The 26,544-nt window shown below is 33.0% G+C and carries 24 protein-coding genes; 8 read left to right on the forward strand and 16 right to left on the reverse strand.

Going from position 1 to position 26,544, the window contains the following annotated elements:
- Window positions 1-899: 899 nt before the first annotated feature.
- Complete coding sequence (locus OA85_RS02155) at window positions 900-1,127, reverse strand: DUF4256 domain-containing protein (RefSeq protein WP_039107865.1); 228 nt, start codon at window positions 1,125-1,127, stop codon at window positions 900-902.
- Window positions 1,128-1,312: 185 nt separating this feature from the next.
- On the opposite strand from OA85_RS02155, the gene OA85_RS02160 reads away from it, so the two are divergent.
- A complete protein-coding gene (locus OA85_RS02160) occupies window positions 1,313-1,816 on the forward strand; it encodes a hypothetical protein (protein ID WP_039107866.1) in 504 nt (167 codons plus the stop codon).
- Window positions 1,817-2,054: 238 nt separating this feature from the next.
- Here OA85_RS02160 and OA85_RS02165 read toward each other — a convergent pair whose 3' ends face one another.
- The 3 genes from OA85_RS02165 to OA85_RS02175 all read right to left on the reverse strand — a co-directional run bounded on the left by OA85_RS02165 (window position 2,055) and on the right by OA85_RS02175 (window position 3,923).
- Window positions 2,055-2,498 (reverse strand): SRPBCC family protein, encoded by a 444-nt coding sequence (locus OA85_RS02165; RefSeq protein ID WP_039107867.1) that lies wholly within the window; start codon window positions 2,496-2,498, stop codon window positions 2,055-2,057.
- Window positions 2,499-2,762: 264 nt separating this feature from the next.
- Window positions 2,763-3,284, reverse strand: coding sequence for a VOC family protein (locus OA85_RS02170; RefSeq protein WP_052257115.1), 522 nt, complete (start codon window positions 3,282-3,284; stop codon window positions 2,763-2,765).
- Between the two features lie 42 nt (window positions 3,285-3,326).
- On the reverse strand, window positions 3,327-3,923 hold the full coding sequence (locus tag OA85_RS02175) for a dihydrofolate reductase family protein (RefSeq protein WP_039107868.1): 597 nt from the start codon (window positions 3,921-3,923) through the stop codon (window positions 3,327-3,329).
- A 783-nt stretch (window positions 3,924-4,706) separates the two neighbouring features.
- On the opposite strand from OA85_RS02175, the gene OA85_RS02180 reads away from it, so the two are divergent.
- The 3 genes from OA85_RS02180 to OA85_RS02190 all read left to right on the forward strand — a co-directional run bounded on the left by OA85_RS02180 (window position 4,707) and on the right by OA85_RS02190 (window position 7,010).
- On the forward strand, window positions 4,707-4,883 hold the full coding sequence (locus OA85_RS02180; RefSeq protein ID WP_039107869.1) for a histone H1: 177 nt from the start codon (window positions 4,707-4,709) through the stop codon (window positions 4,881-4,883).
- 440 nt (window positions 4,884-5,323) lie between these two features.
- A complete protein-coding gene (locus tag OA85_RS16955; protein WP_156129398.1) occupies window positions 5,324-6,526 on the forward strand; it encodes a DUF6600 domain-containing protein in 1,203 nt (400 codons plus the stop codon).
- Between the two features lie 193 nt (window positions 6,527-6,719).
- Window positions 6,720-7,010, forward strand: coding sequence for a YXWGXW repeat-containing protein (locus OA85_RS02190; RefSeq protein WP_039107870.1), 291 nt, complete (start codon window positions 6,720-6,722; stop codon window positions 7,008-7,010).
- Window positions 7,011-7,212: 202 nt separating this feature from the next.
- Here OA85_RS02190 and OA85_RS02195 read toward each other — a convergent pair whose 3' ends face one another.
- The 5 genes from OA85_RS02195 to OA85_RS02215 form a co-directional block, all read right to left on the reverse strand.
- Window positions 7,213-7,653, reverse strand: a complete 441-nt coding sequence (locus OA85_RS02195; RefSeq protein WP_039107872.1) for a carboxymuconolactone decarboxylase family protein — start codon at window positions 7,651-7,653, stop codon at window positions 7,213-7,215.
- A gap of 67 nt (window positions 7,654-7,720) precedes the next feature.
- Window positions 7,721-8,296, reverse strand: coding sequence for a Crp/Fnr family transcriptional regulator (locus tag OA85_RS02200; RefSeq protein WP_039107873.1), 576 nt, complete (start codon window positions 8,294-8,296; stop codon window positions 7,721-7,723).
- Between the two features lie 117 nt (window positions 8,297-8,413).
- Window positions 8,414-8,926: a hypothetical protein gene (locus OA85_RS02205; protein WP_039107874.1), complete on the reverse strand. Its 513-nt coding sequence runs from the start codon at window positions 8,924-8,926 to the stop codon at window positions 8,414-8,416.
- 433 nt (window positions 8,927-9,359) lie between these two features.
- Entirely contained in the window at window positions 9,360-11,396 is a 2,037-nt protein-coding gene (locus tag OA85_RS02210; protein ID WP_231557061.1) for a tetratricopeptide repeat-containing sensor histidine kinase, read from the reverse strand.
- 107 nt (window positions 11,397-11,503) lie between these two features.
- The gene (locus OA85_RS02215) at window positions 11,504-11,746 is read right to left on the reverse strand and encodes a hypothetical protein (protein ID WP_197056046.1); all 243 of its coding nucleotides are present in this window, start codon (window positions 11,744-11,746) and stop codon (window positions 11,504-11,506) included.
- Window positions 11,747-11,858: 112 nt separating this feature from the next.
- Here OA85_RS02215 and OA85_RS02220 point away from each other — a divergent pair, with 112 nt between their 5' ends.
- From OA85_RS02220 to OA85_RS02230, 3 genes are all read left to right on the forward strand, one after another.
- Window positions 11,859-12,530 carry a response regulator gene (locus tag OA85_RS02220; protein WP_039107877.1) on the forward strand — a complete coding sequence of 224 codons (672 nt, stop codon included), beginning with the start codon at window positions 11,859-11,861 and terminating at the stop codon, window positions 12,528-12,530.
- A 523-nt stretch (window positions 12,531-13,053) separates the two neighbouring features.
- On the forward strand, window positions 13,054-13,863 hold the full coding sequence (locus OA85_RS02225) for an AraC family transcriptional regulator (protein WP_039107878.1): 810 nt from the start codon (window positions 13,054-13,056) through the stop codon (window positions 13,861-13,863).
- 79 nt (window positions 13,864-13,942) lie between these two features.
- Complete coding sequence (locus OA85_RS02230; RefSeq protein ID WP_039107879.1) at window positions 13,943-15,607, forward strand: serine hydrolase; 1,665 nt, start codon at window positions 13,943-13,945, stop codon at window positions 15,605-15,607.
- Between the two features lie 163 nt (window positions 15,608-15,770).
- Here OA85_RS02230 and OA85_RS02235 read toward each other — a convergent pair whose 3' ends face one another.
- Complete coding sequence (locus tag OA85_RS02235; RefSeq protein WP_231557062.1) at window positions 15,771-19,226, reverse strand: polysaccharide deacetylase family protein; 3,456 nt, start codon at window positions 19,224-19,226, stop codon at window positions 15,771-15,773.
- Window positions 19,227-19,309: 83 nt separating this feature from the next.
- Window positions 19,310-20,089: a polysaccharide deacetylase family protein gene (locus OA85_RS02240; protein WP_039107880.1), complete on the reverse strand. Its 780-nt coding sequence runs from the start codon at window positions 20,087-20,089 to the stop codon at window positions 19,310-19,312.
- Window positions 20,090-20,488: 399 nt separating this feature from the next.
- Between OA85_RS02240 and OA85_RS02245 the strand changes: the two genes are divergently transcribed.
- Window positions 20,489-21,259, forward strand: coding sequence for a DUF4382 domain-containing protein (locus tag OA85_RS02245; RefSeq protein WP_052257117.1), 771 nt, complete (start codon window positions 20,489-20,491; stop codon window positions 21,257-21,259).
- A 499-nt stretch (window positions 21,260-21,758) separates the two neighbouring features.
- On the opposite strand, the gene OA85_RS02250 is transcribed toward OA85_RS02245, so the two are convergent.
- The 5 genes from OA85_RS02250 to OA85_RS02270 all read right to left on the reverse strand — a co-directional run bounded on the left by OA85_RS02250 (window position 21,759) and on the right by OA85_RS02270 (window position 26,531).
- Window positions 21,759-22,241, reverse strand: a complete 483-nt coding sequence (locus tag OA85_RS02250; RefSeq protein WP_039107881.1) for a hypothetical protein — start codon at window positions 22,239-22,241, stop codon at window positions 21,759-21,761.
- 218 nt (window positions 22,242-22,459) lie between these two features.
- Complete coding sequence (locus tag OA85_RS02255; protein ID WP_039109291.1) at window positions 22,460-23,047, reverse strand: LUD domain-containing protein; 588 nt, start codon at window positions 23,045-23,047, stop codon at window positions 22,460-22,462.
- Window positions 23,040-24,434: a lactate utilization protein B gene (locus OA85_RS02260; RefSeq protein WP_039107882.1), complete on the reverse strand. Its 1,395-nt coding sequence runs from the start codon at window positions 24,432-24,434 to the stop codon at window positions 23,040-23,042. The genes OA85_RS02255 and OA85_RS02260 overlap by 8 nt, the downstream gene beginning before the upstream one ends.
- The gene (locus OA85_RS02265) at window positions 24,431-25,168 is read right to left on the reverse strand and encodes a (Fe-S)-binding protein (protein ID WP_039107883.1); all 738 of its coding nucleotides are present in this window, start codon (window positions 25,166-25,168) and stop codon (window positions 24,431-24,433) included. Before OA85_RS02265 ends, OA85_RS02260 begins: the two co-directional genes overlap by 4 nt.
- Before the next feature lies 1 nt (window position 25,169).
- Entirely contained in the window at window positions 25,170-26,531 is a 1,362-nt protein-coding gene (locus OA85_RS02270; protein ID WP_039107884.1) for an FGGY-family carbohydrate kinase, read from the reverse strand.
- Between the last annotated feature and the right edge of the window lie 13 nt (window positions 26,532-26,544).

Raw genomic sequence — 26,544 nt, forward strand, 5'->3', positions numbered from 1 at the left:
CCCCATTCCATATGTCACTTTATGACACAAATGGCATAAATAGACATAAATGCCCTTTTAAAAGCATCATAAATGAAAACAAATAGCCGCTTCTGAACCAAAGGTTTTATTCATTATTTTTATTGACTGGAAGAACTTGAATCATAAGAGTTTCAAGTTAAGCAAATCCTAATCAAAGCTATAGATAGAGTATGAAAACCGAAAACAAGAGATTATGTATCTACCCTAAAGATATTCAACGCATAACAGGAAAGAGTTACCGTCAAAGCATTAGGCTACTACAAAAAATGAGAAAGGAGCTCAATAAGCTCCAAAATGAGTTTGTATCCATCGAAGAATTTTGTCAATACACAAGCCTAAAAATTGAACAAGTTGAACCTTTGATAATTGGGTAGGAATTGTGTTTTAGTAAACTAAATTTTGAACTAATGCCAATACAATAATAGTAGTTAACCAGTTCAAATTTTAAACAATGAAAGACCTTTTTTATCTTTGATATACCTTCAATTATCACTATATTTACAGTGATAAGATTACATGATTTTTTGCCTATCAATTGTAGGAGTAAAATCGAGACCCTTGTTTTAAAATAGTTTGCGAAACAACGTAAACACTGACATAAATAGAGAGATACAAATCCCTCTTTCTCCGCAAAGAAAACCCGAAATGAAAGTTTCGGGTTTTTTATTTAAAAAAATTATTTTAGTTTAGACTTTTTTACAAAGCTAACCCTACCGGTATAAGTAGAGTTTCTTTCTCCACGTCTAGCATTAAAAAAAACTCAAAAGTTTAAAAGCCTCTAATTTAGATTTTAAAAAGTGCTGTATAACTGAACCGCTGTTACTGGACATAGCTTGTTTATTCATCATACCTAATAATCCGTTCTCAGACAATCCGTTTTAAAATTCAATTAGCTGACACAACAATATTAAATTCTTAGCGAACCACGGAATGCCTTGACTGCAATAGTAAGAGGGTGCACTATTATGATACAAAAAGACAGTCCCATAGCGAAAATCAGTAAATAGGGCACCTCCCAGTTTTCTAATCTCAGAAGGTTTTTTTACAATATATTGCAATTGTTTATCTTCATTTTGAGCTGACTGGCCCTTTAGTCTTGTAATCATCTTTTATTTGGGTTAAACCAACAAACGCACAAACATAAAATACTTATTTTTAGATAATTACATTTGTTTTTAATCATAAATTAACGTTTTTTAATCCGCATAATCAAAGAATATATAGTGAGGATTAGCTACCTTTACTAGGATTTTTTTAGAACTGATTAAATAACTTTTAATGATTAAGAAAAATGAAAACCAAGTTTACAATCTTAGCGTTAATCACTACTATTTTAGGTAGTGTATTGTTTTTCGTTTCGTGCTCGAATGAGGATGTGATTGAGACTCAATCCAGTTCAAATTTTGCGCGTCAAACGAGTATTAGTAGCAAGAATAGTACGACAGGTATTGCGAGTGCCATTCCTGCTTATTATGATGCGAAGTTATTCAATATTATATTCGTTGAATTTACTCCACAAGCGTCAGCAATACTTATTGCTCAAAACCCCGGTATTAATTTTATTTATCAATCTGATGCTGGGTTACCAGGTGGTTTGCCATTTATTAGTGTGATAGATGCTATTCCTGGTGATGGTATGAATCCTATTTGGGAAGAAGTGCAAATTGCTTTCAATTCCGGTCACACTGCCCGCCAATTATTTAGTGATGATGAAATATCAGCAGCCGTAGCAAACAATGAAATTACTTTGATCCCGACAGGCGAAGTTTATAAATGTCCTGTCATTGGTAAATAATTACAGAACGATTATATGATCTAAAAACCCGCTTTTACTTGTTTTAAATAGTAAGAGTGGGTATTTTTTTGTTTCATGAAACAAGCTTTATGCAATTACCAGAAGTGTTTTGTCGCAAATTTCATGTTTCATAATCCGTAATTTTTGGTACTGCTCTAGCTAACGTCAGTTTGTCTAAAAAAACTTAAAACTACGTTATTTTATGAATTAGAAAATAAAAAACCAGTCGCTAAAAGATTTAAGCATCCGGAATTTCAGGCTCAACTAATTTTGCCAATTTCTCTAATGATTCCTGCCAACCTAAATAACACATTTCTGTTGGTATAACGGAAGGAATCCCTTCTTGAATAATTTCAAGTTCTGTCCCGCAAGAAACCTCTTTGAGCCAAACCGAAGTGACCATTTCACCGGGCAAATTCGGGTCGTCAAATTTGTCAGTATATTTGATAAATTCATTCAATTCCAAGTATGTTCCGCCAAATGAGTGTCCATTCCCTATTGAAAAATTGATAAAAGACATTCGGTAGTTCCCACCTTCTATTGCATCCATGCTATGAACAACACATAAAAAACCATATGGAGGAATCCATGATGCCATCGCATTTGCATCAGTAAACGCACGATAATTTTTTTCGGGAGATGCTTTAAGAACTCGGTGTAATGATACGCTATTATTTGTCATAGTATTAATTTTGGGTTAGTAATTATTAATTAAGAGGCTGACTTGAAACATTAAACATCCAGCGGATTCTAAATTTGTCTTTACAAGTTCCCCAGTAACCCCAAAATTAATCGTGGGGTGCACATCTTCTGTTCCAGCTTAAAAAAGTTCTTTATACAAGTGGGGTAAGCTTCTTCTTTAGTGTCAGGATTTAAACGGATTGTTATTATAGTATTACCCTCAATAAATGTCCCATGCTTTCAAGCATATCGGTTACTAGTCCACTCACTGCTGTGCCAATCCAATTTTCATTTCTTGAACAGCCTTTTCGCCTTCTTTAGTAATACCCATTATTTCCGTAAAAACACCAATGGCTGACCGTGTGTCAAAAAACACAATTTTAGCTATTGGCGTGTCGAAGCTGCTTATTACTGTAAAGCCTTTATTCTCAAACTCTGAAATTACTTTGTCAAGATTTGCAATTGGCGTGCCGTATGCAATATGTTGAACTCCGCCTGTTGGGTTATGGTCTATGTAATCCTTAAAAATACTTTTTCCCGAAATGGGTTGAATGAGTTCGATAAATGTCCCACCGGAATAAGCCATTGCAAGAAGGTTTTCTGCATCAGATGGTTCTCCATAATAAGTTCCGTCATACTCTTTTAAGCGAGTGGTAACAGTCGGGCTAAAATTGGTAACGCCAAGCATTTCCTGAAAAAAAGTCTTTGATTTCTCTATATCTTTCACCACCCAAGCAATTTGAGTGGGGGTTAATCCAGAGCTGGCTTTCTTATTTGTCTTGTCCATAGATTGAATTTTATTGGTAAATTTATTAACAGCTTAGCCACCTTAAGTTCCAACAGTACCTGTCTTGACTTCTCCAGCTCGCTTGTAGTTGGCAATGATTACTCCAGTTGACGTAGTCAAACTCTCCGTTAATGTAAATGCTGCCGGAATCGTGCCATCGTCAAATAATTTTTTTCCTGTACCAAGAGTCAATGGGTAAATTTTAAGTCGGAGTTCGTCCACTAAATCATTCTTAAATAACAGCTGAATAAGCATACTGCTGCCCCAAACTTGAATATCAGGACCTTCTGAATTTTTAAGTTTTTTGATAGCTTCCAAACTTTCAATAAATACGGTGTTTTTCCAGTTTGACTTTTTCATGGTCTTGGACATAACGTATTTTGTGCCATCATTGATGCCTGGCCAAATGTCAGCATGTTTAGGCCAAAAGGATGACCAAATCTCAAATGTTTTCCTGCCCAAAAGATAATCTACTGGTTGTTTCAGCTCTTTTTGCACCACCTTACCACCTACTTCGTCACCATACGGTGCAGTCCAACCGCCATATTTGAAACCGCCAGATGTATCTTCCTCAGGTCCACCAGGTGCTTGTAGTACTCCATCTAATGTTATCATTGATAAGACAATTATTTTTCTCATATAATTACAGTTTTTAATCGTTAGTAATTATTGTTTGAATTGAAATTGAATTTTGCGTACGATAACCAAACGGCTTTGCAGAAATGGTTTTCGGCTACTGTCCGCTGTTCAATTTGAAAGTTGGAATGTCGCCATACGATTACGACCAACGTATTTACATATTCATTTTTTAGATTAAAAATTGAGTATGATTTTTTATTTTTTGTAGTAAACACGCTACTCTGGCTGAGCATTATAATCCAAACCTACAAAATCATTTCTACTATTCTTTACAGCCTTTTTCATTACCTTAAAGATAACAATCTTATGCATAAAATACACCCATTAAATGCCTAACTTTTTTTGCGGGTGGCATTCAATCTCAATATCTTTCAAACGAACTCAATTTTGTTCATTAGCAAGTAAATATCTAAGATTTAAACTACAATTAAAACTTTTCCTAAAAAAGTGACTTTCTCGTTCTTAAAGAAAACAATCCGTAAAAAGCGTTAAAAACAGCTATTAGATCCTCAAAAATAAAACAGTACTTCGTACATATTGTTTTATTTTTTGGCCAATCAGATTAAAAATCCGGCGCAAATTGTAGGCTAAAAAAATCAATCATTATTTGCTCACCGTTGTGGGCACAATTAAAAAAACTGCGCGCTAACGATTGTGATATATCAGCGTGGTCGGGTTTACATGTCCGAGTTACTCCTAAAAAAAGTGAGAATTTAACAGCAAATTAGTTATATCTAGTAAGCAAATTTTTATTTTTGCGCTCTAATTTAATAAAGCACTATCATGAAAGATTTAATCGAAAAAATCAACGCAGAATTCGAAACATTTAAAACAGAATCTGAATCACTAATTGAGAAAGGTGTAAAAGCTGCCGGACCAAGAGCTCGTAAATCTACTTTGGAACTAGAAAAACTATTAAAAGAGTTTAGAAAAGTTTCTGTAGAGGAATCAAAAAAATAAATTTAATTTTACAATTGTAAAGCTCATTAGCAACGCTAATGGGCTTTTTTATTAATTACTTCGCTTATTGCGTTTTTATTTTCAAATCGCATTCTTTCAAGCTAAAATAGATTCACAGTAATGGACTATCCTATTTTATTTACCATTTAGAACTCTTTCTCTACAATGCCTCTCCCCGATACTTCCGTACGGACTTGAAAATCAAAAAACTTATAATAATTATTAATAGATACAATACTCTACCTCAATTAATCTTCTTAAAATAAAAGGTAGATTATTTTAAAATTGGAAAATAATCTACCTTATTTTTAGAAGTTGTTTAACAGTTATTAATTTATAAAATACTTACCTTTAACATGATACGATTTCAATTGTATTTTTAAAAATCAATAGCTAATTAAACAATTACTATTATGAAAGCAACGGCTAAAATTTTTATTTTGTTCCTTGCTGTCAATTCGGCTCTCTTGATGGCACCTCAAAAAGCAACTGCACAAGTATCCATTAGCTTCCAGATTTTTTATGATGATTTAAGCCCATACGGTTATTGGATTGATACCCCAGAATATGGATACGCTTGGGTTCCCAATATATCCTCCGCGTTTATCCCTTATAGAACTAATGGCTATTGGGTATTTACCAATGTAGGTTGGACTTGGATTTCTAATTATTCATGGGGGTGGGCGCCTTTTCATTATGGACGATGGTATTATGATTCTTATTATGGATGGATATGGGTTCCGGGTTATGAATGGGGTCCGGGATGGGTTATCTGGAGAAGATCCGAAGGTTTTTACGGATGGGCACCGATAGGGCCAGGTATTAGCATTACTATTGCTTATAGTAGTGGTTATCGTTTGCCCTACAATTATTGGACATGTGTAAGAGATAGGGATTTTGGAAGAACGAACATTTATAATTATTATGTTCCTACATCAAATAATGTTACAATCATTAACAATTCAACAGTAATAAATAATATTCAGAGAGACAATTCAACTCGAGTAAAATACAATTCAGGACCAGATAGAACAGAAGTACAAAGACAAACCGGTACAACAATCTCCCCAGTAACGCTAAGGGAAAGAAATAACCCGGGTCAAAATCTGAGTAAAAGAGAGCTTCAAATATACAGACCACGGGTGGAAAAAAATAGGGCTGCACAACGTGAACCTGCCCCTTCCAAAGTGGTGCGCTTGAAAGATCTACAACCTGCTGCGCAAAGAAACGTTAGAATTCAGCCACAGAGAGAAAACCAACCAGCAAGGCAGCAACATGATGATCAGCAACGACAACGTAATGAGCAACAGCAGCCAGCAAGACAACAACGTAATGACCAGCAAGCTAAGGAGCAACAGGTCAAACAACAACAAATACAACAGCAAATGCAACAGCAAGCTAACGAGCAACGGGCTAGACAACAACGTAATGATCAGCAAGCTAAAGAACAACAACGCAATGACCAGCAAGCAAAGGAACAACAGGCAAAACAACAACAAATGCAACAGCAAGCTAACGAGCAACGGGCTAGACAACAACAAATGCAACAGCGAGCTAACGAACAACAGCCCAGACAGCAACAAATGCAACAACGAAATGATCCACAAGCGAAACAACAACAAAAACAGAAGCGAAATGATTAGTAAGCTAAACAGCAGTATTAATGAGCTTCATCACTTAATTCGATAACAGCCTACTATTCGGTAAATTAAACATGGGCAATTGGAATAGTCAGGAATTGGCATTTCGGAGTATAAAAGAAATTTATTTTTTAAATGAAGTATATTGAGAAATGAAGTAAACCGTAAACGATTTAATTTACTTAAAATTAAGAACATGAAAAAATTAATTTATTTAATCAGTTTCGCTGGGGCCGTATTATTATTTAATGCCTGTTCAGCGGGCTATGTTTCTATAGAACCTGCATATCAAGAAGTTTACAGACCAACGCGTCCCGGAGATAGCTATATTTGGATAGAAGGCAACTGGTATTGGAATAATCGAACACGCTCCTATTATCGCGGTGATGGTTATTGGACTATGCCACGTCAAGGTCGGAATTATGAACGAGGTCATTGGAATAAAGCTCGACGTGGTTATCATTGGGTACCCGGTCGATGGCAATAATTCTTTTATTAATTCCATCAATGGAGGGGAAAATCACAATGTAATATCAAAATATAAATACTATATTAACGATGTAATTTTCAGTCATAGTTGCACAAATAATCCAAAGATGATCTAAAAAGCACAAAGTCGGGAGGGTTCATGAAGCACCCCCGACTTTGTGCTTTTTTCTTTTTAAGAAATACTTCGCAAAGCGTTCTTTTTATTTTCCGGGTTCTAATTGTGTACTTACCGCAATTCGGTTCCAGGCGTTTATGGTTACGATTGCCATAATGATTTGAGCGATTTGGTTTTTGTCAAAAAAAAGTACTGCTTTTTGGTAGCTTGTCTCAGATAGGCCTTGATTGTGGATCAAAGTGATTTCTTCGGTCATGGATAGAATTACTTTTTCTTTCTCAGTAAACAAATCAGTTTCACGCCAAGCATTTAGTAAAAAAATACGTTGGTTGGTTTCTCCGTATTTCAAGGCATCTTTGGTATGCATATCGATACAAAAGGCACAACCATTGATTTGTGAAGCTCGAATTTTAATTAATTCTTTTTCCGTTTTAGATATTTGGGAAGTAGCCAGATATCCTTCTAAAGCTAACATGGCTTTAAATGCTTGAGGTTCTGTTTCGTTGATGTTGACTCTTTTTTCCATTTTTGTTTTTCTTTTAAATTAATAAAGCAAAATTCGGGAATAGGCAACAGAAAAAACTTAAACTGGTTTAAGAACGATTTTTATTTCGAATTTCACTTAAGTATTCCGGGGTAAATCCTAGAAAAGAAGCAATTAAATATTGTGGAATTCGCTGTACAAATTCAGGTTGGGATTTGCACAGATGATCGTAGAATTCTTCTTTTGTAAAATCGTATAGGTATTTCATTCGCACTTGTGCAGCAGCATAGGCACGTTGGTATATAAATCTAAAATAGCGTTCCATTTTGGGGAACTTCATTAGTAATTGTTCTTGTGATTCCCTATTGATAATTAAAATTTCAGAAGACTCCACAGCTTGAATATAAAATTCAGTAGGCAATCTATGCTCGTAGGCAAGGTTATCAGTAATCCACCAATTTTCTATGGCGAACTCAGTAGTTTGTTCGACGCCTTTGTTATTTATGAAAAATTTCCTCAAACAACCTTTAAGCACAAAAAAATGTGATTTACAAATAGCTCCTTCAACAACTAAATTTTCTTTCTTTTTGATACTTTTAACTTCAAAAAATGTCATGATTTCCAAAAATTCCTTTTCGTTTATTTCAATGAATTTTTCTAAATGGGTTTTGAAAAGATGAGTCATTGTTTTTATTTGATGTATTTGTTTGTATAAACGAACCTTTTCTTTGTTTCTCAATATCAAAAACAGTAGTCTTCCCTATTCTTTGGTAGATTTATCTATTCCTGTATTAGCACCCACTTACTTTTTCTTTTCTTCGTCAACAATTAGTTTCAAAGAATTAATATAATCCGTATCAAATTCTATAACTCTTATTTTGTTTTGCTTAAAACTCATTTCACCATCAAATTTCCCTTCGGTTCCCAAAAAATCTATTACCAGTTCTTCCTCATTTAGTTCTAGGAGTTTACCGAGATAAACCGCTTTATCTGACTTTTTTGTAATCTGAAAAATCTCATATTTATTTGCTAAAAAATGTATAATGGAAGACAAATCTTTAAGCGGAATTATTTCCGCTGCACTTGTTTTTAAACCTTTAAGTTTAATTACTCTTGCTGTGAATTCATGATCTTTGTCTTGAATAATTGACTTTACATTTTTATTTTTTAATATCGTATAGCCATCAATTATAAAATCAAAAGGGTTATTTTTTAGTAAAATCCAATCTTCAGTCCAATCAATAAGAAAACCACTAAAAATTTCTTTTTTGTCGTCAAATTCTATTGAAATTAATTGTCGTAAGTATTTTTCCATTATGTTTTTTTAAATTTTGAGAGTGTCTGCTACTAGCATCAATTAGCCCGAAGCGTCTGGGTAGAACCTCTAAACGAGCTTTATTTTGTTAATTAAAAAGTAAATATATGAGATTTAAACTTCAATTAAAATTCTTTTCAGAAAAAGTCACTTTATGGTTCGTAAAAGAAAACGAACCATAAAAAGCGATAAAAACAGCTATTAGAACCCCAAAATATAAAGCAATACTTTTAGATATTGTTTTAATAGGTTTTGGTCAATCAGATTAAAAATCCGACGCAGATTATAGGCTAAAAAAAACAATCACTATTGACTCACTGTATGAACACAGTTTAAAAAACTGCGCTAACTATTTTGGTATATCAGCACAATCGATTTAGAAAATAAATTTAAGGGTAAATCCTCGAAAACTAAGCTTAGCCTTTACGAATATTTAATAGGATAGTGCTTGAAGATTAAAAATAACTTCAATTTTTGTTCCTGCTCCAATTTTTGATTCAATGTCAAATTGACCTTTTAAAGAATTCGTTCTTTCTTTCATATTACTTAATCCGATACCTCCTTTTTTAATTTTCGTATCAAATCCTGCTCCGTCGTCAGTAATACTCAGTTGCAAAATATCATTATCCTTTCTCTGAATTTTTACCGTACAATTCTTTGCGTTTGCATACTTATTAATATTTAAAATCGCCTCCTGAATAATACGGTATAAATTAATCTTATATATATTATCAACAGTTGTCCATTCAAACATTTCTTCATTTAAATAGTTAAACTGGGTCTTAGTAAACTCTTTTTGATTTTCTATTAAACTTGACAATAGTACATTAAAATCATTACCATCAAAAAAAGAACCTCGGCTTAAATCATGTGCAATACTTCTAATCTCACTCTCAATATTTTGTAATTCAGTAATATATACTTTCCTTTTTTCAATTGTTTCCTCGTCTATTAAAGAATTAAAGAAACCTAAATTCATTCGAACACCATAAATTTTATTCATTACGCCATCATGTAATTCTTTGGCTATTCTGTCCTTCTCACTCTCTTTTGCAAGATCAATTTTTTTATTTTGTTCGGTCAGCAGATGGTATATTTCATCATTAGCTTTTTGCTGTTTCTTAAAGAACTGTAACTCTTTATTTCTATATTTTAAATATCTTAAAACAATAATTAATATCAGTATTAAGACTAACCCAAACGAACCCATTAAAATAAAAAAGTTCTCTTTTGTCAAAACTTTATTTTCATCCTCTATTCTTGAAGTTTCATACTCAATCCTGGCATACTTATTATGAGCATTTTTTTGAACTCCATTAATGCTGTCACTTACTTTGATGTATTGATTTGCGTAGAACAACCTGTTTTTCTTATCTAATTCGGATAACAATTTTAATGAAGCCAAAATTTCATTACTGTTCTTAATTTTAGTGGCTAATTGATTCGCTTCTTTTAAAGTTTCTATTGATTTTATAGTATCCTTTTGAGTTAAAAAATATTCTCCTATGTGGATCTTTTTATATAAAATTTCCGACTCAATCCCCATACTATCAACAATTCTTAAGGATTCAAAAAACATAGGGGCTACATTTTGATAATCTCTATTTTTCATCTTGGAATAAGCCAAATTACTTAAAACATTAGCATATAATCTCGGGGATCTCTTTTTTAAATCTTCTGTAAGTAAGACTTGTAACTTTTCTATAGACTTCGAGAACTCTTTTTTTAAATCATATAAATTACATATATTCATGACAGAAATCACATTGTAATTATTTATTACATCTTTATTTACACCCTGATTTTTCATTATTTCGAGGTCACGCAATGCTAATTCATGATATCGTAAGGCTTCATCATATTTAACTAGTTTCTCTAAACAATTACCCATTAACGTATTACAAGGATAAATAAAGCGGTGATTGCTAGATTTTTTTAAATACTGTAATGCTTTAGAAATTTCAACTTCACATTCTACATAATTTCCTTCATAAAATAAAACATAGGCTTTATTAAATAGCATTTTGCCCAAATTATCATAATCGTGGATTTTATAATATAATTTTTCTGCTTGTAGATAATAAAAGTAAGCGCTATCCCTTTTTGAGTTTTGATAACAATCGCCAACATAATATAGCGCCTTTGGAATTCTGATACTATCGTTAGCTTGTTTTGATAGTTTTAAAGCCCTTAAACCGGAAGATAAAGATTTTTCTAAATTATTGATATTAAAATATTCCGTTGCGACTTTTAAATAAGTCTCTCTGACAATGGAATCATTATCCTTAGATTTTAATAAATGACCAATTGAATCTAAGTATTTCTCTTTTTTATTTTGACCTAAACCATCTAAATACGTTTTGTCAAATAAGGTAGTGCTGTTTTTTACAGAGGTATCTGAATCATTCTTTTGGCACGAAAAAAAAAGGGACAGCAGAAAAAAACAGATAATTTTAGTAGGGGTACTCAAAATCTAATTATTATTTTATAATTTCAAATGTAGTATTTAGAAATAAGAATACCATATGATTTACAAATAAATCATATGGTATTCTTATTTCAAGTTATAACTTAATACTATCTTGGCATCGGTGGATTAACTGGATCACCATCTGGCGCACTACTTGTTGGTGCTGCATTTATTTTTGTACCTGATTTTACTGTAGTGGAATCAATAGTTTTTGCAGTCAAAACAGTCTGAGGTGTAATCTCAAAATTTTTAGCTTTAACCTCTTGACCTTCATAACTATCATCATTTGAACATGAGTAAGTTAATAACGTAATGCAAACAAGTCCCGCTATGTGTAATTTATTTTTCATAAACATTAATTTAAGTTAGACAATCTTTTTTTACAAAAAAACAACTTTGCTTCAATTAAATAGTACGGTATAACCGTAATATTTAATTAATTTTGCAGAAATTGAAAAACAGATGAAAAGCCTTAATATTTTGATAGTTGATGATCACCCCATGACTGTTGATAGCTATACTAATCTTTTATCTGATAATGACTTTCAAAAAAACACTCCCAAATTCATAAAGAGTTATAACTGTCAAGATGCCTACACCAAAATATTTTTTCATCTCAAACAAAATACAACTATTGATTTAGCATTATTGGATATTAGCCTTCCTCCTTATAAAGAATTTAATATTGAAAATGGTATTGACCTGGCTTTGCTAATTAGAAAAAAATTTACAAATTGTAAAATAGTTCTTCTTACAATGCATAGTGAGCCCCTTACAGTAGATACAATCATTAAAAAGATAAACCCTGAAGGTTTTGTTTCTAAAAGTGATATCAACTTTGAATTATTCCCTATTATTTGTAAAAAAATTATGGATGGAGATACATTTCGAAGCACTACTATACTAGAATCTCAGCGAGAATTGTTTCAAAAAAATATAAATTGGGATAAACATGATAGTCAGATTCTAATCTTAATCTCGCAGGGAACTAAAACGGTTAATCTTCCTGACTATATTCCTCTTTCTATGAGTGCAATAGAAAAAAGAAAAGCAAATATAAAAGAGCAGCTATTAATGGGAAAAGGCAGCGATAGAGACCTAATTACGAAAGCTAAAAAATTAGGTTTATTATAAATTTAACGTAAACATCCAATACAATTGTAACTAAATATTAGCTTGATATTTTTCTTTCAATTCAACGCTCTACCTTCCTTAACAAATTCAAAATAAGACCCCGCATTGCCTCATTAATTTTTTCTAATGCTTTATCAATGGTAAACCATTGTACCTTGTCTATTTCAGGAAAGCTTTTTAATGTCCCTGACTTTGGAGGCCATTCGATCTCAAAAGTATTACTTACTACAGTATCTGTATTAATATCCTTTTCCAGAGACTAATGCCATTAAAGTATTAAAATAGAAAAAGCAAATCCAGAACCAAATAGCGAAAATTGTGTAATTAATGAAGAATGGTATACTATAGAAAGGCGATCGCGCAACACACGTCTCTAGCCATTTGCAAATTTAGTGGAATTACCGTTTTAAATCGTATTTTCGTTTGGCAGAAAATACTCGTTTTCATAACTTGCTAACGCCTAGAGGCATGAGAATGACATTGTGTGCTATTTTAAAGGACCTAAATTCAACCAAAAACAATAATGAAACAATCACAAAAAGGAGAATTTTATGGACAAACTAATAACACTATTAATTTAGAAGGAATTACCTTGACTGATACTGTTTATACTCACGATAAAGTAGATTGGCATTATCACGAAAACGCTTATTTTACTTTTATACTTCAAGGAAATGTAATTGAAGGAAACAAAAATGAAATTTATAATTGTTCTGCAGGTAGTTTACTATTTCATAATTGGCAAGAACCGCACTATAATATCAAACCCGAAGGATTTACAAGAGGTTTTCATATCGAAATAGAAAAATGGTGGTTTGATAATTTGGAATTTAATACAACAAATTTACAAGGTAGCATCAATATTGCAAACCCCGATTTGAAATTTTTAATGTATAAAATTTTTAGAGAAACAAAAGTTGATGATAATGCAACGCAACTTTCAATTCAAACATTATTATTAGAAACTTTAGCAAAAATGCTCCGATATAATCAAACTAAATTTAATAAAAAACCGACTTGGGTTTCTGAAGTAAATATGATATTGAATGACCAGTTTTTAGATCATCTTACATTAGAATATTTGTCAAAAACTTTAAACATTCATCCTGTTCATTTGTCAAGAGATTTTTCAAAATACTTCAATTCCAGTTTGGGAGAATATATTAGAAAATTAAAAGTCCAAAAGTCTTTACAACTAATCTCAGAAAAAAAGCTCGATTTGACATCAATAGCTTTTGAGTGTGGCTTTTCTGACCAAAGTCATTTTACACGTTGTTTTAAAGAAATCAACGGAATTAATCCGTCCGAATATAGAAAAATCCTTTTCCGTTAATATTTTCCAAATGTTAATCCTGTTCTATTTTTCAACAGTATTTGGTTCTACTTTTGAGACTTAACTATATCAAATAATTATGAAACGGATTTCACTTGCATTTTTAGTTATTCTTTTTTTTCAGACAACGTTTGGGCAAACAAAAGACCTTGTAACAACTGACGGAATTACCAGCAGTTTGCACCAATCTAATATTGGCAGGGTTACCTTTATGAATGGGAATATACTATTGGATAAATATACTGCATCTGATTTTCTTAAATCCTTTCACTTAACCTATCGCTCAGACTTAAATATTCGGGTTTTTATGAGCAATTCTGTAACGAATTATCTTCATCAGCTTGCCCCTGATTTATCAGCGGAAGAATTACTTAAAAAAGGGAACCTCCAATTTGCATTCTATATTGATACTAAATTTATCTATAAAGAAAACATTAATTTCGGATGTAACTTTGGTTCTGGGGGCAACAAAAATACTTCCACTACATTCAGGGTTCCTTTGACCAGCACTAAAGGAGAAGATTGGTGGGCCATGTATATGTGGGACAGATTTAAAGGTAATGGTGGCGAAAAAGCATTGAACATAGGTAGTCACAAACTCAAAATCGAGATTAGACCTTATGTGAAAATTGATGAAAATAGTGACGCAAAGGTTGGTGGCTTAATTGCAGAAGGTCAAATTCAACTCGTTATACAAACACCAAAAATAACTACAAAACAAATTGCAGTTCAACCAATACAACCCAACAGTGATTGGAAACTTTCAGATTTAACATTCAACAAAAAGAATATCGAAGCCCTTAATACTGAAATTGCCAATTACAATCTAAAGGAAATTACGAGTGTTGTTGTAATTCATAAAGGGAAGCTTTTGCTGGAAGAGTATTTTAATGGTGCCGATAGAAGTACATTGCACGATACCCGTTCTGCAGGGAAATCTTTTACATCAACGCTTATGGGAATCGCTATTAATGATGGTTATATTAAGAATGAAAATCAAACACTGAATACATTTTACAACTTAAAAACGTTTGAAAACTATGAAGTTAAAAAAGACAGTGTAAAAATAAAAGATTTATTAACCATGAGTTCCGCTTTTAATGGTTCCGATATCGATAGTGATTCGCCAGGAAATGAGGAAAACATGTATCCTACTGACAATTGGGTAAAATTTGGTTTAGACCTTCAAATGGATCAATCAAAAACTAATGGAGGCCGATGGGATTATTTCACTGCCGGTGTGGTGCTTTTAGGCGATATTTTAGATAAAAAAGTTCCTGATGGTCTAGAAAAATATGCAGATAGAAACCTTTTTAAACCATTAAATATCACAAAATACCAATGGCAATATACCCCGCAAAAAGTAGTTAATACAGCAGGAGGTTTACAAATGAGATCTTTAGATTATGCTAAGTATGCTCAATTGTACAAAGCCAACGGTGTCTGGAATGGCGAACAAATAATACCTCTTGAATGGGTGCAAAAAACTTTTACTCGCCAAATTCAAATTCCTGAAAGAGATAATCAATTTTATAGTTATTTATTCTGGAATAAATCTGTTGCTTATAAAGGTAAAAACTATGAAACCTTTTATTGTGCAGGAAATGGCGGAAACGAATTCATAATCTTCAAGGACCTTCCGATTGTGATTATTATAACTTCTAAAGCTTACAATAAACCTTATGGACACTCACAAGCTGATACCATTGTTAAGGATTTTATTTTACCGTCATTAATGCCGTAAAACATCACGCAACAACTAAGGTTGCGTTGCGTGCACAGCACGAAAGATAAACTCTGAAAGTATCCGTTATACCTTTTAATTAATTTTTATAAAAAAAAGATTGTCTACATCTACAAAATGATAAGACCACTATTTTGTTTTTCATTAAGGTAATCTTTTAAACTTACTGCACAGTTTTTACATTTCCAGTACGTTTCAAAACACCCCAACCTTGACTTTCCCCTTTTATGGCTTTTTTAATTGCCTTAAAAAGAATTATATACATCAATTGTCTGTATATGAATCGTTGTGGAATGAGCCATACTAATTTACTTAATTTTTCTTTCTCAAACACAAAAGCTACGATGCTAACCAATACATCCACAAACATAAAAACGACATAATAAATACCTATTTTATATAAATTTTCGGGATTATTATGGTTCCAAATTAAACTAAATATCAAAACCAAATCAGCTAAAGGAGCAAAAATGGGTAATATGATTTGAAAGATCAAAATATTAGGCAAAGCCACCATTCCCAGACCTTTATATTTTGGATTAAAACAAGCATCTTTATTTTTAGAAAAAGCTTGCATAACCCCATAACTCCAACGAAAACGTTGTTTCATAAATTCCTTAAACGTTTCCGGAGCTTCGGTTATGGCAATGGCATCTACACAATTAACAACTTTATATCCTTTTCTTAAAATACGAATAGTCAAATCACAATCTTCTGCCAAGGTATCAATTGTAAAACCACCTGCTTTAGCAATAGCTTCTTTTTTGAAAGCACCAATAGCACCTGGAACAACGGTAATTCCATTAATTAAATCAAATGCCCTACGGTCGAAATTTTGAGCTGTTGTATATTCAATACTTTGCCATTTGGTGAGCATTGTATTTTCGTTTCCAACCTTTACATTACCTGCAACTGCACCAATTTCTTGATTGTTTTTTGTTTTGATCGTAAAACATTTCATCAATTGGGAAAGTGCATCGGTCTTAAGTTGTGTGTCGGCATCGATGCAAACAACATAGTCATTTTGGGTTAAATTTATACCATAATTTAGCGCTGATGCTTTTCCTCCATTAGGTTTAGTATTTACGCTTACTTTTGAATTCATACCAAAAGTATCCATTATCATTTGATAGGTTTTATCTTTTGATCCATCATCAATAAAAACAATATCAAAATTGGGATAATCTTGCAAAAGTAAATTGTTGATCGTTTTTACCGCATTTATTTCTTCGTTATAAGCAGGAACAATGATACTTACTTTTGGATTTATATTTTGCAAATTATAGATAGGCGGCTGTTTTTGATCTTTGTATTTTTTGATAAAAACCATTACAAACATCAATAAGATTCTTAAAAATCCTAAAATAATGGCAACCCAAAATGTAGCTGCAATAAAATGACCAAACCAATAACCAAATTCAAATATAAAATCATCAACGCTCAAAAAACTCTCGTGTGCTTTTGGCATTAAATCATTTTTGGTTTTGCCAAGCAAATGAGCAACAGTTGTAAACTGTATTCCTTTACTTTTAAAATAGTGAATAATTCGTGGCAAAGCTTCTACAGTAGCTTCACGGTTACCGCCCGCATCGTGCAAAAGAATTATTCCTTTATCTGGATTAGCTTCATATTGTTTTATGGTTCTGGCATAAATGCTGTCCGCTTTTACTCCTTTTTCCCAATCGTTGGGATCGATGCTTTCGCCAACACTGTAATAATTTTGTTCTTTGCTTAATGTTATGGGTTTTAATTCGTTTTCGGTTGTAGGTTCCGCATCTGCATTGTATGGAGCTCTAAATAAAACCGTGCTTCTTCCCGTTACAGCTTCTATCAAAAGTCGGGTACTTTCCATTTCGGTTGATGCTCTTTCTAGACTTACTGCGGCAATATTGGGATGAGTAAAAGTATGATTGCCTATTTCGTGCCCTTCAGTATAAATGCGCTGCAGTAACGGTATATTATTTTCGGCTTGCAAACCAACCACAAAAAATGTCGCTGGCACTTTTTCTTTTTTTAAAATATCTAAAATTTGTGGTGTGTATTCTGGATCAGGACCGTCATCAAAAGTTAGAATGACTTGATTATGCACATTTCCATATTTTTTAATAACATATTTAGTGGGCAATTCTAAATAGGTTTGCTTCGAAATAATGTTTTCTTTTTTATTTATGTCCAGCTTTATTTTACCCAGTTCTGGATTGGTAACCACATTTAATATTTCACCATCACCAATATAATCCGGTGTTGAATACCCAAAGTTTACATTTTCTAAGGTTTTATAATCAAAAGGTTTGTTTTCTAAACTCACATCTGTCAAACTGCGATTGTAGAAACGCCAAAGTCGGTCGTCTTCGCTACCCAAACGCCACAAAGCTGTTCCTGCCGTTCCATATTCATCTGCAAAACGAATAGTGTTGAAATTAGTTGCGGCATCAGTAAAATTTACAATATGTTTATTGCCATTTCCATCTGTATAAGTGTAATTGTTGTTGTAACTAGTATTGTCAAAATCTATTTTTGCTTTGTATAATTTTGCGTTTGACAATGCTTCTTGATAAGTTACAGTTTTACCTTCTTTGCCTTGTTGCCAGTCGTATCCGTAGCCTGCAAAACAAAGAATTATTTTGTTTTCGGGAATTTCTTTTGCGGTTTCATCCAGCACACTTTCTATCCATTTTTGACCGCTAATGTCACCAGGAACACTTCCTGCATAATGCTCATCATAAGCCATCAGAAACATATAATCGTTGTATTTGGCAAGCTCCTTTAAATTAAAATCTTCATTATTAACCATTATGTCTTGTGACACAATCAACCCCATAGGATGTAATTTTTCGTATAAATCTTTTTGAAAAGCAATAATAGGCGCATCACTATTTTCTTTAAACTCTTCAAAATCAATATTAATACCTTGGAAATTATATTGTTTCAAAATCTTTGCAATATCATTAATCAATCGGGATTTTTTAGCTGGATTGTTAATAATACGATGAATTAGATTTCCATTAAAATCGCCATCTTCTTTACTAATATCAATATTATTGATTAGTGGAACAATTCTAACATTGTTTTTTCGCATTACTTTTAATGCTGCTGTATCGATTTCGGTTTTTAATGATTCGGTTTTGGGGTCAATAAAAAACCATTCCGGAACCACCATATTGAGCTTCTTGATGTTCTTTTGTAAAGAAAACAAACTTTGTGGATCCCAATCTACATAAAATGCAGCTCTGACTTGGTCTTTATGTTTTGGTTCTTCAAAATTTTTTAATTTTTCATTTTTTTCTTTCATTCTTAAAAAAGCATCAAAACCTTTGTACTTTTTTAATTCATCTTTGCTAAATACGAAAGGAATATTAGGATTTGAAAGCATTTGAACCTCATTGTTGACATTGGTTAATAATGGCAATGCTGGTTTTAATCCTTTATGGAGTGTAATAATAAAAATGGGAATTAATAGCAGTATTCCAAAAATCAAAATTCTAGTTGACCACTTGAAGGCTCTCCATCTTGTTTGGGTTGCGGTCTGAAATATTTGTTTATTATCGCTCATCATTTTATGTTTTAAACCAATTCCTATCTTTCCTAAATGTAAGCATAAAAATAAAAGCCATTCCATTTTTTAATTTATACCGCTTTTACTATCATCACTCTTTACTGCTCATTGGCGAATAAAAAATATTTAATGTATAAATGTTTTAATTAATTGACCATTTCTAAACTATCCAAATCTGATAATTTATAAAATTTCAGATCATTAAGCTTCATATATTTACAAATAAACTCTAAAGTCTCCATCTTTGTTTGATAATTTTCGGTCAAATTTTTAACTGGTTTGTGGCTAGATAAAATCAATATTTTATTTTTTTTCTTGGCATCATCTAATAATTCCAAAAGATAAGGAATATTAAAATGAATATGATTATTGTCGATATCAAACGCATACATTAATTTAGAATTTCTAAAATAACAACCCTCTTTTTCAGGAGCTAGTCCTTCAAAATCTCTACCTCTTATCACTTTAAATATTGGAGATAATGCTTGGTCAAGTTCATCTGATCTTTCGCCATAAGGATAAGCAAAAGATGAAACGTTGAACCCCTTTTTCTTCATCGATAGTAACATTGGGTCTATTTCTTGTTTTATATACTCATCTATTCCATTTTTTGCAACAAACTTAACGGCGTTGTAATGATGGTATCCATGACCTGCAATTTCGTGACCTTCTTTTTGCAATTCGAGTAACTTTTTTATTTGAGGTGCACCAATGGAATCTATTCTGCAAACACAAAAAGTAGCTTTCCAATTGTATTTTTTTAAGACTTTATCAGCTTCAAACCATTCATCTACATAAGCATCATCAAAAGAAATAACAACCCCAGCCTTATACGGTTTAGGTACTGGTGTTGATTTTTTATTTTCACACGAAAACAAAGTTAAGAACAATGAAACAAGTAGGATTTTGAAAAAAAACAACTTCATAAATTACTGTGTTAATTAATAAAAATAGAATGCAGTAGTTCAAATATAAACCATTTATTTAATGATGCTTTATTTATAAAAAAGGATACCTTATTTTTTAAAATAAAAAAGTCAACTATAAGTTAGTGAGCCATTAATTTCATAATTTATGAAATTAAAATTGTTCTGTTTATTCTTATTTAATCCCTCTGTTTTTGAATTCAATTCAATTTACAAACTAAAGTTCCGTCTGCTAGAAATCAGAATTTTTAAGTTCTTGTCAAAATAGTTACAATTAATCCAAACTTTATTCAACTTTTAGGGTCTAATAAATATCCAAAAGAAAACTATAGCTACTATTTTGGATAAATACTGATTATTTTTTTGTGAAAATTAATTTATAACCTAAAAAAAACAAAAATGAAAAAAATGAAAATTATTCTGTCTTTCATCCTTCTTGGATTATTAATGTATTCCTGTAACAGTAATGATGAAACAAATGCCAGTTATCCTTATACTGTGCGATTGACTGATGCTCCTGGTCCGTATGATAAAGTAAATGTGGATATACAAGGTGTGGAAGTAACTGGTGATGCAGGACAAACTGTAACATTAAATGTGACTAAAGGTGTTTATAACCTGCTTGATTTTTCTAATGGTGTCAGTACACTTATCGCTACTGATTTACTAGAAATTTCTAAAGTGGAACAAATAAGACTTATTTTAGGAACAAATAACACAGTGGTAGTTGGTGGCGTAAGTTATCCTTTGAGCACTCCAAGTGCTGATCAAACCGGATTAAAACTTCAAGTACACCAAACGCTTCAACAAGGTATATCGTATAGTGTTCTTCTTGATTTTGATGCAAACAAATCTATTGTTAGTACAGGCAATGGAACTTATAAATTGAAACCGGTTATCAGAACAATTGAAACAGCCATAAGTGGTACCATAAAAGGTAAAATCACCCCAACAGGTACAATAGCTGTAGTTGATGCAAGCTCAAGCTCAACCCCACCCTTATCCTATTCAACAAATGTTAATGCAAACGGTGAGTTTTCAGTTATGGGACTTCCTCCAGGAACCTATACTATAACTATTACCCCCGCTCTACCTTTACTGCCTGCTACGAAAACTAATATTATTGTAACTGCAGGAGTTACTACAGACATTGGAACTATAGCTCTATAAACTACTTACCGATTACGCTAAAAAAACACTTAATTTTCAAATGAAAAATTAGTGTTCCTTTAAAAAGACAATACGTTTTAAATCATTAAAAGCATCATTCTATATTTAGGATGCTTTTAATGATTTTTTTTAGAAATTGTATTATCTGATTCTTTTAAATTAGTAGAGGAATAAAAATTTAAATCCTCACTTATGCTCATTTTCCCCTAATTCTGGTGCTCTATTGCATCAAGTATACTGCTATTAGAAAGATAAAACTGAGCATTGGCCACAGCGGAGTAATTGCGGATTCGAGTGTGAAACACGAGCGGCCGGGGTCACGATAGGAAGATCCGTCCGATGATTTTCGGGATAAAAATATTTAGGTTTGAAATTGAAGATACATGAATACCAAAAATAACCCATGAATATTTTTTGTTCTTTTTTTATCATGGAAAAAAGTAACGATTTTCATTTAATATAAAATCAGTACTCACATAAACATACTCCAATTTGTTTCTTATTTATCGACGCAGTCAACTGTTTTAAATTTAAATTTTACACGTTCAAAATCTATAGGTACGCCTTTAACAAAATAGGAAGCGCCCATAGTAGTTTCTATTTTCCCATTGCCTAAAATGAGTTCGTTACCTCGTTTTAGAAATGCCATTGGATTTTTGTATGTTATTTTATCATACGTTCCCTGAATAAAAGTATAGCTGGCAAATAAAGTATCTCCACGGAATTCTCCGGCTATTTTCCCAACTTTTTTCGGCATATTAAAAAATTTCATCACCATATCACCGGTTATTTTTCCGTTTTTCAAGGTATTCATTTTTAATTCAATAGTATCTTCTTGATACAGCGCTTTATAGCACTGCATGTTTATAGGATTTCCAGTCTGGACTTTGGTAGCTTCAACGACTTTTGGGCTTTGATTTTTTTTACAGCTTTGGAATCCAATACAAGCAAACAGCAAACAAAAAAGACCTAGATTTTTCATAATAGTAAATATTTAGTTAAATTATTGTAGCAATAGCCATTGCTAATTTACGCATAAATAACGTATAATTATTTGGGGAATGCGACAATATATAGTAAATAGAGTAAAAAATCCTCTTAGCCCCGCAAAAGAAAAACCCGAAACTTTGTTTCGGGTTTTCTGTTTTTTATTCATCCGGAATCGTTTTCAAGACAAGATAAAGTTATAATTCAACAAACTCAATCCATAAGAAACACCGTCAATCCTCTGGCTCCATGAGCGCCTAAAACTAACGATTGCTCAATATCGGCAGTTTTTGAAGGTCCGGCTATAAAAGTCCCGAAACCATATTCTTGATCTCCAATTCGATTATAGGCTTGATGCATCGTCGCAACAATATCTTTTTTATGCACTACAATTGCCAAATATTGAGTAATAAATGGAGCAACGCGTTGTCCTAACAAATCATCCGTTACCCAAAGAGCTGAATTTTCAGCAACACCAAAATGAGCTTTAACTAAAGTCAATTCGACATTTTCTAAACTATGTGGATCATCATTAAACCAATCAGTCGCTGCAATTTCAGCAAGTTCCGGAATCGTCGTAATCATCCTTTTTTCGGCAGCATAATTTTTTTTGACAAAGGCAATTATAGCATCATAATTAGGCACTTCTACAAAGTCTCCTCCTATTCCCTTCAATACCGCTTTATAGGTATCGAGTATCTCAAAAGATTCCAATCCTAAAGTACCCAAATTAGGTAATTCAATGGTTGTTGTCGGTTGGTTCTGTTTTATTTTTTCTAAAATAGTGGCTCTGCTACTCATTTTGCTTGTCTTTGGATTCTTTTGCATTTTTCTTGTACCATTCTCTGAAGGATTCCTCAGGTGGCGCAGGCATTTCTCTTTGTTTGTACCAAGGATTAAGGCTGTTATTGACCAAAACCGGTATGTTTTTCATCACAAATCGTCCTGCTTTTCCCGCTAAATCAAAAACCATAGGATTGGCAAGAACGGTTGCCATTCCTTTCATCGCGACCGTTTTCCCCAATGGAGTATGTCCTTCTTTTACCAATACCTGACGCCATTTATACAATTGATCGTGAATATCAATTTTTACCGGACAAACATTGGTACAGGAACCACAAAGGGTACTGGCAAAAGGCAAATCGGCATTTTTACTCATATCGAGATTTGGTGCCAAAATAGAACCAATAGGTCCCGCCACTGCATTATGATAACTGTGTCCTCCACTTCGTCTGTAAACCGGACAGGTATTCATACAAGCCCCACAACGGATGCATTTCAATGAATTTCTGAAATCTTCCCTGCCCAATTGGGTCGTTCTGCCATTATCGACAATAACAATATGCATTTCTTTTCCGTCCCTGGGTGTTTTAAAATGACTTGAAAAAGTGGTAATAGGCTGTCCCGTTGCACTTCTTGCCAATAATCGAAGAAAAACACTCAAGTGCTTGCGTTGCGGAATTATTTTCTCAAAACCCATACAGGCAATATGTACATCAGCAAGATGCACACCCATATCCGCATTTCCCTCATTGGTACAAACCACAATTTCACCAGTTTCGGCAATGGCAAAATTCACTCCCGTCAAAGCTACTTTTCTCGTAAGAAAAGTATCTCTCAAGTGCAATCGTGCTGCTTCGGTTAAATATTGTGGGTCGTTATTTCCTTTTTGGGTTCCAAGGTGCTCGTGGAACGTTTCACTTACATCTTCTTTTTTGAGGTGAATTGCTGGTAAAACAATATGACTTGGCGGTTCTTTTCTAAGCTGAACAATTCGTTCCCCTAAATCTGAATCGATTACGTCAATTCCTTTTTCGGATAAATATTCATTCAAATGGCATTCTTCGGTAAGCATTGATTTAGACTTAACCATCTGCTTCACGCCCTGTTTTTCCATTATGGAATGGACTATTTTATTGTGTTCATCGGCATCCGCAGCCCAATGAACTATGATTCCGTTTTTCTGGGCATTCGATTCGAATTCAAGCAAATAATCATGAATATTCGAAAGCACATTATTCTTAATCTCTGAAGCCGTTTCCCTTAGCAATTCCCATTCCGGAATTTGATGTGCCGCTTTATCTCGTTTTTCACGAACAAACCAAAGCGTTTCATCATGCCAATCTACTCGTTTAACATCTTTATTAAAAATCGCTGCGGCTTCGCTATGTTCTAAATTACTTTTCATATCGTAGCGTTTAATATTTCCGCAATGTGAATAATTTTTATCGGGCTTTTTTGTCTTTTCAAAATGCCTTCTAAGTGCATTAAGCAGGACATATCCCCACCAGTAATGTATTCTACCTGATGGTCTTCATGGTCTTTTATACGGTCCTGTCCCATTTTTACAGAAATCGCTTCTTCGGTTACACAAAAAGTCCCCCCGAATCCACAACATTCATCTTTCCTGCTTAATGAAACCAGATTAATTCCTTTTATTTTGCTTAGCAATTGTTCCGGTTTAGAGAAAAATGGCGCATTCAACTCACTCATTTGCGAAAGCTTCAATCCACGTTGTCCATGGCAACTTTGATGCATCCCTACTTTGTGGGGAAAATTTCCGGAAATCATTTCGATTTTCAAAATATCGGTGATAAACTCGGTTAATTCGAAAACTCGCTTTCTCATTTGAGAAACCAATGCTTCATTGTTTTCATCATGCAAATGCTCTTTGACATGCAATACACAACTTCCCGAAGGGCAAACTATATAATCAAACTCGGTAAAATTGGCAATAAAATTAGCATCACAACCTTTAGTTAAGTGAGCATACCCGCTATTGGCCATGGGTTGACCACAACACGTTTGCTTCATTGGAAAACGAACATCACAGCCTAATTTTTGCAATAATTCATAGGTTGCAATAGCCACTTTTGGGTAAAATTGGTCCACATAACACGGTATAAAAAGTCCAATTTTCATATTAATGTTTGTAAAATTTTAAATCAATCAAATCATTTTGAATCGGTTTTGGATTCCAATTTTTATGAATCGCCAAGGCGGCACCAAGAGCGCTGGCTTGTGCCATTGAAGCGGCATATACTTCCATTTCAGGGAAAGCTTCTGCCAGTAAATTCATAAAAATAGCGTTTTTACTAAAACCACCATCCACGAATACTTTTTTAACGGGACTGTTATGAATCACTAATTGAGTGGAAAGAATTTGCTGTGCAATGATATCCAACATCAATTGATGATAGGCCGTTTCGTAATTTTTGAAATCATTGAGGTTTCTCTTTTCGAAAGGAGACTCTCGAAGAATTATATATTTATCCCCCTTTGAAGAATACCTTTTAAGGTTGTTTTCTCTTAACTTAGAAATAATATTTTTATCGTAAACCACCTCTTTATAAGTATCCAACGGTACCCCAAAATGACTCGCTAGTTTTTTGGTTTGTACTTCATGTTCATTACCAGCAAACAAACGAGCTGCTTTTACTGGTTTTTCTTTGTATTGTAAATAACACAAACAGTCGTATTTTAATTCTTCAAAAGTCAATGGAGTGTCATTGAACGGATTCATGGAAATGCTCCAGGTTCCCGTTGACAACAAAACGAAAGGCTCCGTAAAATTTATCATATAGGGAATAATCGCTGAGGAACTATCATGTAATCCAGCACCTACAGCTACATCACCTACTATTTTTATGGTATCTTCCGCATAATGAATAGGCGGAATTTTAGCTGCTATATTTTCTTTTTTAAGCCATTTGTGATACTTCATCTTCTTGAAATTCCAAAGATTGGTATGACAACCGATACTGGTAATATCTGCAAAATATTTCCCCGTTAAAAGAAAGCTTAAATATTGCGGCAAGTGCAAACAATAGGTCACTTTTGCAAACAATTCCGGTTTTTCTTCTTTCAAACGGTAAATCTGCATACCGGAATTTAAGCTTCCTAAAACAGGAGAAGCCGTTTTTAAAGCAAAAGCTTCTTCTCCTTTGTATTTGTCATAAAACTTCTTTTTTAGCGTTTCAGGATATGGTTTTAGATAATTATATAACGGAGTTAAAGTGTCTCCCTTTTCATTCACATAAATAAAACTGGCTCCGTAGGTGCTAAAATTTATCGCTTTTAAAACATATTCTTTTAATGCCTGCATTTCAGACAATCTATAAACAATCCAGTTTCTGAGTTCAGCAATATCTTCACAAGGAAAACCATCTTCATCCACTGTTTCGGGAAGAATCACCGATTTTTCCCAAACAATTTGATAGTTTTCATTAAACAGAAAGACTTTTTTGTTTGTTTTGCCAATATCAAAAATCGCTACTACATTCATTTTTGATTGGTTT

Origin of the sequence: Flavobacterium sp. AED, from assembly GCF_000812945.1 — a bacterium.
GTDB lineage: Bacteria > Bacteroidota > Bacteroidia > Flavobacteriales > Flavobacteriaceae > Flavobacterium.